This is a genomic window from Nocardioides astragali, assembly GCF_024436375.1.
Lineage (GTDB): Bacteria > Actinomycetota > Actinomycetes > Propionibacteriales > Nocardioidaceae > Nocardioides > Nocardioides astragali.
On record NZ_JAFMZM010000006.1, the window covers coordinates 112517 to 126196 of the forward strand.

The following is a 13680-nucleotide window of genomic DNA, read 5'->3' on the forward strand; positions in this document are numbered from 1 at the left end:
ACTGTCGTGAGTACGTCGACCCAGGTGTGTCGCGCCGTTGGGCCATCCGATGCCCGCGATTGCGGCGGCGTTCAGGTGGGTGTGGTTGAAGGGTGGGGTGATGATCAAGCACCTGACCCGGGCCGGCGTGGCGGTGGCCGTCGTGAGCGGCATCGCCGGCGGGACGGCGTACGGCGCGCGCGGGCTGCTGCACCGGCAGGCCGCACAGGCCCGGCGTGCGATCGGCAAGCCCCTGGGCGAGCAGGCGCCGTCGGCCGACAAGCACTGGAAGAAGAAGTACGGACAGCCGGTCGACCTGCTGGTCCTGGGCGACTCCATCGCCGCCGGACTCGGTGCGGAGCGTGCCAAGCACACCCTCGGTGGACGGCTGGCGCGCGGGATCGCCCGGGACACCAAGCGGTCGGTGCGGTTGCGGACCGCCGCGGTGGTCGGCTCGGAGAGCAGCATGCTCGGCACCCAGCTCGCCACGCTGCCCGCCTCGTACCGCCCCGACGTGGCGGTGGTCGTGGTGGGCGGCAACGACGTCACGCACCGCGTACCGGTCGCCGACTCCGTACGACACCTGGCGGAGGCGATCGACGACCTGCGGGCTCGGGGTGCCGAGGTGGTGGTGGGCACCTGCCCGGACCTGGGCGCCCTGAGGCCGGTGCCGCAACCGCTGCGGGCGCTCGGCTCCAGGGCCTCGCGGCAGCTCGCCGACGCCCAGCGCGCAGCGGCCCTCGAACGCGGCGCGCGGGTCGTGTCGCTCGCGCGCGTCGTGGGCCCGTTCTTCATCTCCAACCCGGACGAGATGTTCAGCCTCGACCGGTTCCACCCCAGCGCCCACGGCTACAAACGGACCGCGAAGGCCATGCTGCCCTCGGTGCTGGCAGCGCTGGGTGTGGTGCAGGAGGTGCCGTTCGGGCACCACGTCCCGGGGGTGAGTGGGTCAGGCTAGGGTTCGCGGGTGCGCACCACTGCTCGACGAGCCGGCGAGGCAGTCAAGAAGGCCGCCCAGAAGGCCGGCCGCATGCAGACCGAGCCTGGCCTGCAGCCTCAGCGGTCCGACCCCGCCCAGGACAGGGACAGGGCCAAGGCGGAGCGCCGACGTCGCCTGCTGGCCAGCAACCTGACCGAGCTCGCCATCGAGTTCCGCACCGACAAGTGGGGCGTGCACAAGTACACCCCCCACTACGAGCGCCACCTCCAGCACCTGCGCCGCGAGTCCTTCACGCTGCTCGAGCTCGGCATCGGTGGCTACAAGAAGCGCCGCCGCAGCGGCGCGTCGATGAAGATGTGGCGCTGGTTCTTCCCCAAGGCGACGATCGTCGGCCTCGACATCGAGGACAAGACCTGGCTGACCCGGGGTCACATCCACACCTACCTCGGTGACCAGACCGACCCCGCGATCCTGCACCGCATCATCGAGGAGCAGGGCGCGCCGTTGGTCGTGATCGACGACGGGAGCCACATCCCTGCGCACGTGCGGGAGTCCTTCCGCATCCTGTTCCCCCTGCTGCCCGACGGCGCGATCTACTGCATCGAGGACACCCAGACCTCCTACTGGCCCGCCTGGGGTGGCGAGCTCGACCCCAAGGCGCCGGGGACGTCGATGGACCTGGTCAAGGACCTCATCGACGGCCTCAACCACGAGGAGTTCCTCGTCGAGGGCTACGAGCCCACCTACACCGACCAGTGGGTCCGAGCCGTGCACTGCTACCACAACCTCGTGATCATCGAGAAGGGCGACAACCGCGAGGGCACCAACCGCGACGACACCGCCCACACCTTCCACGGCTCCTCCGAGCTGCCCGGGGCATGAACACCGCCATGAACACCGCATGAGGGTCCTGCTGGCGACCAGCGGCGACCTGCCGCAGGGCGAGCCCGGCGCGCCGGTCCTCGACGCCGAGCTCAGCGAGCGCGGCGTGGACTTCGCCTGGGCCCGCTGGGACGACGACGACGTCGACTGGGCCGCGGCGGACCTGGTCGCGGTGCGCTCGACCTGGGACTACGTCACCCGGCCAACCAAGTTCCTCGCGTGGGCGGCCTCGCTCGACCAGGCGAGGCTGCTCAACGGCGCCGACGTCTTCACCTGGAACCACGACAAGCGCTACCTCGCCGAGCTGGGCGACCTGCCGGCGGTGCCGACCGTCCTCGCCGACGACCGGGCAGGCCTCGCCGAGGCCGTCGCCCGCTTCGGCACCGCGGTGGTCAAGCCGCGCGTGGGAGCGGGCGGCGCCGGGCTGATCGTCGTGACCGACCCGGAGGACCCACGGCTGGGGCGGCCGGTGCGGAGCCTGCCGGACTACCCGGAGGTCGACGGACCATGGGTGGTCCAGCCGCTCGTGGAGTCGATCCGCACCCACGGTGAGGTCTCCGTCTACGTCCTTGACGGGCAGCTCTCCCAGCGCTTCGACAAGCAGCCCGGTGCGGACGACGTACGCGTCAACGAGGAGTTCGGCGGACGGGTGCGGGCTGCGGACATGGGCGACGTCGGCGAGCTGGCGCTCCGGGCGTACGACGTCACGTGCGAGCGCTTCGGCCGGCCCGTGGACTACCTCCGCGTCGACCTGCTGCAGTGGGAGGGCGACTGGGTCGTCAGCGAGCTCGAGCTGATCGAGCCCGGGCTCTACCTGGACGTGTCCCCGGCCAACGCCGCGCCGTTCGCGGACCTGCTGGAGGCTGCCGGTCGTCGGTCCGCCGGCGCCACGGTCTAGACCTCTGGGCAGGCGCGCCCGGCGTAACCCGCAGTTGCGCTAGGTTTCGCGCGATCCGACTGCGCTGGGGGCGCGGTCGGATCGCTGTCCGGCACTGGGGCCGGAGGAACACACAACTGCTGTGTGCTCTCGAGGCGACTCGGGCGGCGCATGTGCGCGGGAGGAAAAAGGCATGCCCAAATCACGACGCCGCGGAGAGCGCGGAGCGTCGGCGGTGGAGTTCGCCCTCGTCGTACCGATCCTGCTCCTCATCGTGTTCGGGATCGTCGACTTCGGCCTGGCGATCAACCGCTACGCGATGGTCAACCACGCCGCCCGCGAGGGTGTGCGCGAGGCCAGCCTGGGGGCCACCGAGAGCGAGATCCGGGCCGTGGTGACACGCGGCACGGCCGACCTCCCGGGCACGGTCACGATCACGGTCGGATGCAAGAGGCCGGACGGCACGACGACCTGCACCAGCTGGAACGCCGGGATGGAGTCGGGTGGCATCGCCGAGGTCACGGTCACCGCGACCAGCGACTGGCTCACCCCCATCGGCGGTCTCGTCTCCAACAAGCTCTCGGTCGCCAAGACCAACAAGATGAGGATCGAGTGATGCGGGCGTCGTCCCGGCGGCGCGACGAGGACGGCGCCGTCGCGTTCATGACCGTCATCCTCTCGGTCGTCCTCTTCGGCGCGGCCGCCATCGCCATCGACATCTCGATGCTCGCGATGGAGCGGCAGAAGCTGCACGACGCGGTCGACGCGGCCGCGCACGCGGGTGCCTACACGATGCCCGGCGACGGGGCGACCGCGATGAAGGCCGCGCGCGACATGGCGCTGGCCAACGACCCCGACCTGACCTACGACTTCACCGAGCAGAACCCGCAGATCCGGCTGTGGTGCCTGGTCGCCTCGACCGGCGCCGGCACGAGCGTGCGTACGGACCAGATCCCCAGCACCTGCAACCCCGGCCCGGCGCCGTACACGACCTCGCGCTACCCCGACCTGCGATGCAACACCAAGATCTGCAAGATCCCCTGCGCGCCGAGCCTCACCACCATCTGCAACACCGTCGAGGTCGTGGCGGAGAAGGACGTGGACTTCGGCTTCGCCAACATCTTCGGCCGCAGCGAGGGCTCCACCGGGTCCGTCGCGTCCGCCGCCTGCAAGGGGTCGTGCGGCCAGGAGGCGCCGAACCCGCTCGACGTGGTCTTCATGGCCGACCGGACCGTCAGCATGTCCGACACCAACCGCAACACGATGATGGACGCCATCAAGAGCACGCTCCTGACGATGGACCCGACCATGCACTACGTCGCGCTCGGCACCATCAGCAAGTCCGTGTCCACGGGCGCGTGCCCTACGGCACCGGGGCCACCCCCCACTAGGGGCGGCCGGGCCGGCCAGGCGGAGGGCATGAAGAATGGGCTGTGGGTCCCCACCGACTTCAGCCGTACCTATGTCACCGGCACCGGTTCGGGCAAGCGCACCTCGAGCACCGATCCCGTCGTCCGGGGGCTCGACTGCGCCAAGGGCGAGCCGGCGAACCCCAGCAAGGGGGCCTCGAACGGCGCGTACGGCACCCATCTCGCCTCGGCCATGAAGGGGGCAGCGCGCAAGCTTCTCTACTCCTCGGAGAACAATCTCTCGAGCCTGCCGGCGCGTCCGGGCGCCGTGCGCAAGGTCATCGTCTTCGAGACCGACGGCCGCCCCTTCGAGGTCTTCAACGGTGGAGTCACTGACCTGGGAGATCCTGACGACGTCGCCGCTGGCTTTCAGGTCGACAACACGGCCAACGGCCAGCGGGGGTGCCAGAACCTCGTGGAGGTCGCCGCGAAGGCCAAGGCGGCGGAGATCTTGGTGATCACGATCGGCTTCGGGGAAGCCACCTCGGCGAACTGCACGGACGGGTCCACCAGCAACATGTGGACCCGCGATGCTCTGGCCGCGGCCGCCTCACCGAGTGACTCAGGTGCGGCGAGCGCTGCCAGCGCGTGCGACTCCACCACCTCGCGAGCGGCGGAGAACGCCGACGGCGACTACTACTTCTGTGCGGCGCAGGGGAGCGAGCTGGCCAACATCTTCAAGACGGCCGTCGCACAGGTGTCCACGGGCGTCCGACTGGTCAAGCTGCCGCAGTGATCCGACGCCTGGACCCGTTTGCACTCTCGGGGGTCGAGTGCTAAACATGACGTTGGCACTCTCCCTACGAGAGTGACAACGACCCAGGTGACGCTGAGGTCCGCAGAAGCTGACGTGAATGGATCGCCGGCGGAGCGGATCGTCCGTCGCGGGCAGCCCGCCTGGTGTCTCCACCACAGACTCATTCGACAGGAAACGCGAAGAGTATGCCGAAGCTGATTGCTTTCAACGAAGAGGCCCGCCGCGGGCTCGAGCGGGGTATGAACACCCTCGCCGACGCGGTCAAGGTCACCCTCGGCCCCAAGGGCCGCAACGTCGTCCTGGAGAAGAAGTGGGGCGCTCCCACGATCACCAACGACGGTGTCTCGATCGCCAAGGAGATCGAGCTGGAGGACCCCTACGAGAAGATCGGCGCCGAGCTGGTCAAGGAGGTCGCCAAGAAGACCGACGACGTCGCCGGTGACGGCACGACGACGGCCACCGTCCTGGCCCAGGCCATGGTCCGCGAGGGTCTGCGCAACGTCGCAGCCGGCGCGAACCCGATGAGTCTCAAGCGCGGCATCGAGGCCGCCGTGTCCGCCGTGTCCGAGCAGCTGCTCACCATGGCCAAGGACGTCGAGACCAAGGAGCAGATCGCGTCCACCGCGTCGATCTCCGCCGCTGACACCACCGTCGGCGAGATCATCGCCGAGGCGATGGACAAGGTCGGCAAGGAAGGCGTCATCACGGTCGAGGAGTCCAACACCTTCGGGCTGGACCTCGAGCTGACGGAGGGCATGCGGTTCGACAAGGGCTACATCTCCGCCTACTTCGCCACCGACCTCGAGCGCATGGAGGCGGTGCTGGAGGACCCCTACGTCCTCATCGCCAACTCCAAGGTGTCGACGGTCAAGGACCTGCTGCCGCTGCTCGAGAAGGTCATGCAGTCCGGCAAGCCGCTGCTGATCATCGCCGAGGACGTCGACGGCGAGGCGCTGTCGACCCTGGTCGTCAACAAGATCAAGGGCACCTTCCGCTCCGTCGCCGTCAAGGCGCCGGGCTTCGGTGACCGCCGCAAGGCCATGCTGCAGGACATCGCGATCCTCACCGGCGGCCAGGTCATCTCCGAGGAGGTCGGCCTCAAGCTCGAGTCCGCCGGTCTGGAGCTGCTCGGCCAGGCCCGCAAGGTCGTCATCACCAAGGACGAGACCACCATCGTCGAGGGTGCCGGCGACCAGGCCCAGATCGAGGGCCGGGTCAACCAGATCCGCGCCGAGATCGAGAAGTCGGACTCCGACTACGACCGCGAGAAGCTCCAGGAGCGCCTCGCCAAGCTGGCCGGCGGCGTGGCCGTCATCAAGGTCGGCGCGGCCACCGAGGTCGAGCTCAAGGAGCGCAAGCACCGCATCGAGGACGCCGTCCGCAACGCCAAGGCTGCGGTCGAGGAGGGCATCGTCGCCGGCGGTGGCGTCGCGCTCGTCCAGGCCGGCAACGTCGCCTTCGGCAAGCTCGACCTCGAGGGCGACGAGGCCACGGGTGCCAACATCGTCAAGGTCGCCATCGAGGCGCCGCTCAAGCAGATCGCGATCAACGCCGGTCTCGAGGGTGGCGTCGTCGCGGAGAAGGTGCGCAACCTCGAGGCGGGTCACGGCCTCAACGCCGCGACCGGTGACTACGTCGACATGATCGCCGAGGGCATCATCGACCCGGCCAAGGTCACCCGCTCGGCGCTGCAGAACGCCGCGTCGATCGCCGCGCTGTTCCTCACCACCGAGGCCGTCGTGGCCGACAAGCCCGAGAAGGCGTCCGCCATGCCCGGCGGCGGCGACATGGGCGGCATGGGCGGCATGGACTTCTGATCCTCGTCTGACACGCACGTCAGACAAGGATCGAGTCGCTCGATCAACCAGCAGGGCCCCCGCTCCGGCGGGGGCCCTGCTGCATCTTGGACCGGTGTGAGCCGCTCGTGGTGGCTGCCACTGGTAGGAAGGGGACATGCGCCTCCCCGTGCCCGGCCCCCGTGACGTGTTCTCCGCCTTGGAGCGAGGCGGCGAGCAGGTGGAAGCCCTGCTCGGCGCAGTCCCGCGGGCGCTGGCGCTGCTGGACCGGGCCGAGGCTCTTCTCGAGGGGGCGTCCGCCGCGGTCGTGCGCGTCCGCGAGGTGACCGAGGAGGCTGCCGCCCTCGTCGCGCGGGCGGAGGTCGTCGTCGACACTGCCGAGGTCCAGGTCGTCCGGGCGACCGAGCTGGTCGACGCGCTGGCACCCTCGCTGATCACGCTCCAGCCGACGCTCGAGACGCTGGCCGACACCACCCATCCCGACGAGGTGGCGGCCATGGTCTCCCTCGTCGACCACCTGCCCGAGCTGACCCAGCGGGTCGAGAACGACGTGCTCCCGGTGCTTGCCACCCTCGGGTCCGTCGCGCCCGACGTGCACGACCTGCTCACGGTCACGCGCGAGCTCAACGACATGCTCGCGAAGATCCCGGGGATGGCCCGTATCAGGCGGCGCATCGACGAGGAGGAGGGCGAGGACCGCACGGACGCGCCTGTGCGGGACCGATGAGTCCTTGCCGGAACCTCCCGGGCGCCCTGGCCGTCCGACCAGGTGAGGGGCCGGACCCCTCCCGCACCTCAGGAGGAATCGTGAACACCAGTCGACTTCGCCCTCTCGTCCTCGCGTTCGTCGCGGCGGCCGCGTTGTCCTCCTGCGGGCAGGAGTCCGCGCCGGCGGACCATGCTGACCAGGGGGCCGAGCACTCCGACGGCGCCACCTCCGATCCGGGGTCCGAGTCCGAGCCCGACTCGGGGTCCGACGCCGTGGCGCTGACCGCCGACGGATCCACGGGCGGGAAGTGTGCGGTGCCCAACGCCGAGACCCTCGCCGGTTTCGACACCGCCTTCGCCGGCACCGTCACCTCGCTCGACGACGGCACGGCCACCCTGTCGGTGGACGAGTGGTACGCCGGCGACGGAGAGGCCTCGACCGTGACGGTCAACGCGCCGAGCGAGAGCCTCGAGGACCTGCTGATGGCCGTCGACTTCCAGGAGGGGAAGTCCTATCTCGTGAGTGCCGACGGCGACCGGGTCACCCTGTGCGGGTTCACCGCGGAGCAGAACTCCGAGCTGCAGGCGCTGTACGACGAGGCGTTCGGGAGCTGACCCCGCGGACCTCCGTGATCAGGGCCCGAGGCGCAGGCGGCACTCGCCCGGCGCACTGAAGGGGGTCAGCTCCGCGTCTGCAGGGCTGGCGCCGTTGCGCTCCAGTGCCGCCTGGACCATGCCGAGGTGGACGGCGCACACGACATCGGGGAACCGGTGCGCAGCCTGCAGAAGTGGGCAGCGGTGCAGGACGACGTCGCGTGCCTCCTCGTCCGCCTCGGGGGCGTAACCGAGCTCCTCCATGAGCTCCACCGTCCAGCGCCGCCCAGCCTCAGGCGACGGGTCGGCCAGCGATCCCTTCCGGTCGACCAGGTCGGAGCCCCAACGCCGACCAGCGGCCATCGCCTCGGCGCGGGTGTCCGGGGACGCGTCCTGCAACCGCCAGGCCAGGGCTGCCGCGAGCTCGACGTACTCCGCGTCGCCGGGCCGGGTGCCCCGCGCCTGATAGAGCCAGGCGGGCCGGCCGCGGCCTTCGCGGGGCTGCCGGATCCGCGTGACGTGGCCGTGCTCGACGAGCCAGTTCACCTGCTCGCGCACCGTGTTGGGATGGCGTGCCATGGCCTGTGCCAGCGCGTCGACGCCCACCGGATCGGGTTGGTTGCGCAGCGCATCGAGCACGGATGCACGGCCCCTTGCCAGTCCGTTGCTCGTGGGCATATTTTTCACGGGGACATCGTAATAAATTCTGTGCTGTTCGCACGGTTTCCTCCGGTTCAGGAGCACACACGATGAGCACCAGCTCTGCATCCGCCTCCGCTCCTCGCGACGGCAATCCCTGGGTGATGTTGGCACTCGCGACCCTCGGCTTCGCGGTGAACTTCTGGGCATGGGCGCTCATCAGTCCTTTGGGCGCCCTCTACCTGAAGCAGGGAGCGGCCAGCCCGCTGGGCCAGCTGAACCAGTCCGAGGTGGCCCTGATGGTCGCCGTCCCGGTGCTGGTCGGCTCACTCGGCCGGATCATCGTGGGGTCGCTCACCGACCGCTTCGGAGGTCGCGTCATGTTCCCGATCGTGTCCGGCGTGACCATCGTGCCGGTCCTCTTCCTCGCCTTCTTCGCCCTCGACTCCTACGCGCTCATGCTGTTCGGAGGGTTCTTCCTCGGGATCGCCGGCACTGCCTTCGCGGTCGGCGTCCCCTTCGTCAACGCATGGTTCCCGCCGGCCCGGCGTGGACTGGCCATCGGGGTCTTCGGCGCCGGCATGGGCGGCACCGCGATCAGCGCGCTGACCACGGTGCCGCTCTCCCAGGAGAACGGGCGCACGGCGCCGTTCCTGATCACGGCCGCGGTGCTGGCGGTGTACGCCGTCGTCGCGTGGTTGTTCATGCGGGACGCGCCCGGTCGCGTCGTACCCACCACCAGCCTCGCGTCGCGGCTGGTGGCGAACGCCCGCCTGCCGATCACCTGGCAGGCCTGTGTGCTGTACTCCGTCGCCTTCGGCGGCTATGTCGCGTTCTCCGTCTTCCTGCCCACCTATCTCAAGACCGCCCACGGTCTCGAGCCGGCCGATGCGGCCAACCGGATGGCGGGCTTCGTCGTGGTGGCGGTGGTGATGCGCCCGATCGGTGGCTGGCTCTCGGACCGCCTCGGCTCCGTCCCGGTGCTCGCCGCCTCTTTCGGGGTCGTAGCAGCGTGCGCGGCAGCCGCGGCCCAGAACCCGCCGGTGACCTCCGCGAGCGGCAGCAACCTCACGCTGGGCACCGTGGCCTTCCTGGTGATGGCGGCAGCGCTCGGCGCCGGATCCGGCGCCACATTCGCGCTGATCGCGCAGAGCACCGAGCCGGCCCGGGTCGGCGGCGTCACCGGCCTGGTAGGTGCCGCGGGTGGCCTGGGCGGTTTCGTCCCACCTCTGCTGATGGGGTGGCTCTACGGCCAGACCGAGTCCTACGCGGTCGGCCTCTGGCTGCTGGCGGTCACCTCGGCGCTGACCCTCGTCCTCACCCTCCTCGTCGTACGACGCACCGCCTCGGCAGCAGTCGCCGCCGCCGCCACCTACCAGACCACCGGACTGAAAGGGCGTCCTTCGTGACCGACCTCGAGAACCAGTTGCAGAAGGCCCTGATCGGCGGGCGGCGCTTCTTCACCAAGGCCGAGGTGAGTGACGACCTGCGCACGCTGCACAAGCACGGTGGCCGCCAGGGGGACGTCTTCTACCGTGACCGCTGGAGCCACGACAAGGTCGTCCGCTCGACCCACGGGGTCAACTGCACGGGCTCCTGCTCGTGGAAGGTATACGTCAAGGACGGGATCATCACGTGGGAGGCGCAGCAGACGGACTACCCCAGCGCCGGACCGGACCGTCCGGAGTACGAGCCACGTGGCTGCCCCCGTGGGGCGGCATTCAGCTGGTACACCTACAGCCCGACCCGGGTCCGCTACCCCTACGTCAGGGGCGTGCTCCTCGACCTGTTCCGCGCGGCCAAGCAGCAGTACGGCGACCCGGTGGTCGCCTGGGGCTCGATCGTGCAGGACGAGGAGAAGGCGCGGGCGTACAAGAAGGCGAGGGGCAAGGGCGGCCTGGTCCGCGCGTCCTGGGACGAGGTGGCCGAGATCGTCGCCGCGGCGCACGTCTACACCGTCAAGCGCTGGGGTCCCGACCGGATCGCCGGGTTCTCGCCGATTCCCGCGATGTCCCCGGTCTCCTACGCCAGCGGCTCGCGATTCCTCGAGCTCATCGGTGCCCCGATGCTCTCCTTCTACGACTGGTACGCCGATCTTCCCAACGCGTCACCGCAGATGTTCGGCGACCAGACCGACGTGCCCGAGTCCGGGGACTGGTGGGACGCCGGCTACCTGATCATGTGGGGTTCCAACGTCCCGATGACCCGCACGCCGGACGCCCACTGGATGACCGAGGCGCGCTACCGGGGTCAGAAGGTGGTCGCCGTCGCACCCGACTACGCCGAGAACGTGAAGTTCGCCGACGAGTGGGTGACGACCGCTCCGGGCACCGACGGCGCGCTCGCCATGGCCATGGGCCACGTGGTCCTCAAGGAGTTCTTCGTGGAGAAGAACGTCGCGTTCTTCAACGACTACAACAAGCAGTACACCGACCTTCCCCACCTCATCTGCCTCGAGCGCACCGCCGACGGGGTCTACCGACCCGGCAAGTACCTCGTGGCCGGGGACCTCGACCATCCCGAGGGCGGCGCGGAGAACGCCATGTGGAAGCCGGCGGTCATCGACGCCGGCACGGGAGAGGTCCGCATCCCGCAGGGCGCCATCGGGCACCGCTTCGGCGATGAGGGACTGGGGAAGTGGAACCTCGAGCTCGGCGACATCGACCCAGCCCTCACGATGTACGACGGGGTTCGCGAGTCGGTCGAGGTCGAGCTGCCACGATTCGACGAGCCCGACGGCAAGGTCCGCCACCATCGCCGCGGCGTACCGGTGGCCCGAGTGGGGGACCGGCTCGTGACGACGGTCCTGGACCTGATGCTGGCCCAGTACGGCGTGCCCCGCGACGGCCTGCCCGGCGAGTGGCCGACCGGCTACGACGACCCCGCAGGCCCGTCCACCCCGGCCTGGCAGGCGACCCACACAGGTGTCCCCGCCGCCCAGGTCGAGCGCCTTGCCCGCGAGTGGGCGCAGAACGCGATCGACACCGAGGGTCGCGGCATGATCTTGATGGGCGCGGGGGTCAATCACTGGTTCCACTCCGACCAGATCTACCGGGCGATGCTCGTGCTCACCACCATCACCGGCTGCCAGGGGCGCAACGGCGGGGGCTGGGCGCACTACGTGGGCCAGGAGAAGATCCGCCCGATCATGGGCTTCCAGCACATGGCCTTCGCGCTCGACTGGCACCGCCCTCCGCGGCACATGAACCAGACGGCGTACTGGTACGTCAACACCAGCCAGTACCGCTACGACACCTTCACCGCCGACGACCTGGACTCCGGCACGGGAGTCTTCGCGGGGAAGTCGGTGATGGACCTGCTGGCGCAGTCGGTCAGGCTCGGCTGGTCGCCGTCGTACCCCACGTTCGACCGCAGCAGCCTGCAGCTGGCCGATGACGCCGAGGCGGCCGGGATGGAGGCGCCGGCGTACGTCGCCAGCGAGCTCAAGGCGGGCAACCTGCGCTTCGCCGTGGAGGACCCCGAGCACGAGGACAACCACCCGCGCATCCTGTCGCTGTGGCGCTCCAACCTGCTGGGGTCGTCCGCCAAGGGCAACGAGTACTTCCTGCGCCACCTGCTCGGCACCGACTCCGCAGCGACTGCCGTGGAGGCCCCGCCCGAGATGCGTCCGAAGGACGTCGTGTGGGCGGACAAGGCGGCTGAGGGCCGGCTTGACCTGCTCACGACGCTCGACTTCCGGATGACCAGCAGCACGATCTTCAGCGACGTCGTCCTTCCGGCGGCCACCTGGTACGAGAAGCACGACCTGTCCACGACAGACATGCACCCGTTCATCCACTCGTTCAACCCCGCGATCGCCCCGCCGTGGCAGACCAAGTCGGACTGGGACACCTGGAAGGTGATCGCCAAGAAGTTCTCCGAGCTCGCCGTCGACCACCTGGGCACGCGCAAGGACGTGGTGGCCAAGCCGCTGTGGCACGACACCGCCGAGGCGATGGCCACCGAGCACGGCGTGGTCAAGGACTGGAAGCTGGGTCCCGACCACCCGGACGGGTGCGACCCGGTCCCCGGCAAGACCATGCCCGTCATCGCGGTCGTCGAGCGCGACTACACCCAGGTCTACGAGAAGATGACGTCCATCGGCCCGCTCCTGGAGAAGGTCGGCATGCTGACCAAGGGCGTCGCGTACGACGTCGCGCGCGAGGTGGACATCCTCCGGACCCGCAACGGCGTCGTCCACGGTGGCGCCGGCGACGGCCAGCCGAAGGTCGAGACCGACGTGCAGATGGCCGACGCGATGCTCCACCTGGCCGGGGTGTCCAACGGACACCTCGCGACCCAGGGCTTCCGGTTCCTGGAGAAGCGCACCGGCACCCGCCTGGCCGACCTGGCCGCCGAGCACGAGGGCAAGCAGATCACGTTCGCCGACACCCAGGTGGCGCCGGTGCCGGTGATCACGTCGCCCGAGTGGTCGGGCTCGGAGTCGGGAGGGCGTCGCTACGCGCCGTTCACGATCAACATCGAGCGCAAGAAGCCGTTCCACACCCTTACGGGCCGGCAGCAGTTCTACGTCGACCACGACTGGTTCATCGGGATGGGGGAGATGCTGCCGGTCTACCGGCCGCCACTCAACATGACCGCGCTGTTCGGGGAGGCACCGATCGGGGAGCAGAACGAGCTCGGGGTGTCCGTGCGCTACCTGACGCCGCACAACAAGTGGTCGATCCACAGCGAGTACCAGGACAACCTGTTCATGCTGTCGCTCTCACGGGGCGGTCAGTCAGTGTGGGTCTCCGACCGCGACGCGGCCAAGGTCGGGATCAAGGACAACGACTGGATCGAGATGGTCAACCGCAACGGCGTCGTGGCCGCCCGGGCGATCGTGAGCCACCGGATGCCCGAGGGCACGGTCTACATGCACCACGCACAGGACCGGCTCATCGACGTCCCGCTGACCGAGCGTGACGGCAAGCGCGGCGGCATCCACAACAGCCTCACCAGGATCCTGATGAAGCCCAACCACCTGGTCGGTGGCTATGCCCAGCTCGCCTACTTCTTCAACTACATCGGCCCGATCGGCAACAACCGCGACGAGGTCACGATGATCCGCAGACGGACCGCGAAGGTGGAGTACTGAT

11 protein-coding genes are annotated in these 13680 nt (G+C 69.5%); 10 read left to right on the top strand and 1 reads right to left on the bottom strand.

Annotation, left to right across the window (positions count from 1 at the left end; all coding sequences use genetic code 11):
• The first annotated feature begins 100 nt into the window (after nucleotides 1-100).
• The 8 genes from J3P44_RS20035 to J3P44_RS20070 all read left to right on the top strand — a co-directional run bounded on the left by J3P44_RS20035 (nucleotide 101) and on the right by J3P44_RS20070 (nucleotide 7963).
• Nucleotides 101-937, top strand: coding sequence for an SGNH/GDSL hydrolase family protein (locus J3P44_RS20035; protein ID WP_255892242.1), 837 nt, complete (start codon nucleotides 101-103; stop codon nucleotides 935-937).
• 9 nt (nucleotides 938-946) lie between these two features.
• Complete coding sequence (locus J3P44_RS20040; RefSeq protein ID WP_255892243.1) at nucleotides 947-1801, top strand: hypothetical protein; 855 nt, start codon at nucleotides 947-949, stop codon at nucleotides 1799-1801.
• A gap of 19 nt (nucleotides 1802-1820) precedes the next feature.
• Nucleotides 1821-2699: an ATP-grasp domain-containing protein gene (locus tag J3P44_RS20045; RefSeq protein WP_255892244.1), complete on the top strand. Its 879-nt coding sequence runs from the start codon at nucleotides 1821-1823 to the stop codon at nucleotides 2697-2699.
• A 172-nt stretch (nucleotides 2700-2871) separates the two neighbouring features.
• On the top strand, nucleotides 2872-3294 hold the full coding sequence (locus J3P44_RS20050; protein ID WP_255892245.1) for a TadE/TadG family type IV pilus assembly protein: 423 nt from the start codon (nucleotides 2872-2874) through the stop codon (nucleotides 3292-3294).
• Nucleotides 3294-4823, top strand: coding sequence for a TadE/TadG family type IV pilus assembly protein (locus J3P44_RS20055; protein ID WP_255892246.1), 1530 nt, complete (start codon nucleotides 3294-3296; stop codon nucleotides 4821-4823). The genes J3P44_RS20050 and J3P44_RS20055 overlap by 1 nt, the downstream gene beginning before the upstream one ends.
• A gap of 206 nt (nucleotides 4824-5029) precedes the next feature.
• Nucleotides 5030-6661: a chaperonin GroEL gene (gene groL, locus J3P44_RS20060; protein WP_255892247.1), complete on the top strand. Its 1632-nt coding sequence runs from the start codon at nucleotides 5030-5032 to the stop codon at nucleotides 6659-6661.
• Between the two features lie 136 nt (nucleotides 6662-6797).
• Entirely contained in the window at nucleotides 6798-7367 is a 570-nt protein-coding gene (locus tag J3P44_RS20065) for a hypothetical protein (protein WP_255892248.1), read from the top strand.
• A gap of 80 nt (nucleotides 7368-7447) precedes the next feature.
• Nucleotides 7448-7963: a hypothetical protein gene (locus J3P44_RS20070; protein WP_255892249.1), complete on the top strand. Its 516-nt coding sequence runs from the start codon at nucleotides 7448-7450 to the stop codon at nucleotides 7961-7963.
• Nucleotides 7964-7981: 18 nt separating this feature from the next.
• On the opposite strand, the gene J3P44_RS20075 is transcribed toward J3P44_RS20070, so the two are convergent.
• On the bottom strand, nucleotides 7982-8629 hold the full coding sequence (locus J3P44_RS20075; RefSeq protein ID WP_255892250.1) for a helix-turn-helix transcriptional regulator: 648 nt from the start codon (nucleotides 8627-8629) through the stop codon (nucleotides 7982-7984).
• Nucleotides 8630-8691: 62 nt separating this feature from the next.
• Here J3P44_RS20075 and J3P44_RS20080 point away from each other — a divergent pair, with 62 nt between their 5' ends.
• Entirely contained in the window at nucleotides 8692-9990 is a 1299-nt protein-coding gene (locus tag J3P44_RS20080) for an MFS transporter (protein WP_255892251.1), read from the top strand.
• The gene (locus tag J3P44_RS20085; RefSeq protein WP_255892252.1) at nucleotides 9987-13679 is read left to right on the top strand and encodes a nitrate reductase subunit alpha; all 3693 of its coding nucleotides are present in this window, start codon (nucleotides 9987-9989) and stop codon (nucleotides 13677-13679) included. Before J3P44_RS20080 ends, J3P44_RS20085 begins: the two co-directional genes overlap by 4 nt.
• Nucleotide 13680: the final 1 nt, after the last annotated feature.

Coding starts and splice junctions, on each gene's coding strand:
- J3P44_RS20035 (WP_255892242.1), top strand. CDS start 101: ATGATCAAGCACCTGACCCGGGCCGGCGTGGCGGTGGCCGTCGTGAGC.
- J3P44_RS20045 (WP_255892244.1), top strand. CDS start 1,821: ATGAGGGTCCTGCTGGCGACCAGCGGCGACCTGCCGCAGGGCGAGCCC.
- J3P44_RS20050 (WP_255892245.1), top strand. CDS start 2,872: ATGCCCAAATCACGACGCCGCGGAGAGCGCGGAGCGTCGGCGGTGGAG.
- J3P44_RS20055 (WP_255892246.1), top strand. CDS start 3,294: ATGCGGGCGTCGTCCCGGCGGCGCGACGAGGACGGCGCCGTCGCGTTC.
- groL (WP_255892247.1), top strand. CDS start 5,030: ATGCCGAAGCTGATTGCTTTCAACGAAGAGGCCCGCCGCGGGCTCGAG.
- J3P44_RS20065 (WP_255892248.1), top strand. CDS start 6,798: ATGCGCCTCCCCGTGCCCGGCCCCCGTGACGTGTTCTCCGCCTTGGAG.
- J3P44_RS20080 (WP_255892251.1), top strand. CDS start 8,692: ATGAGCACCAGCTCTGCATCCGCCTCCGCTCCTCGCGACGGCAATCCC.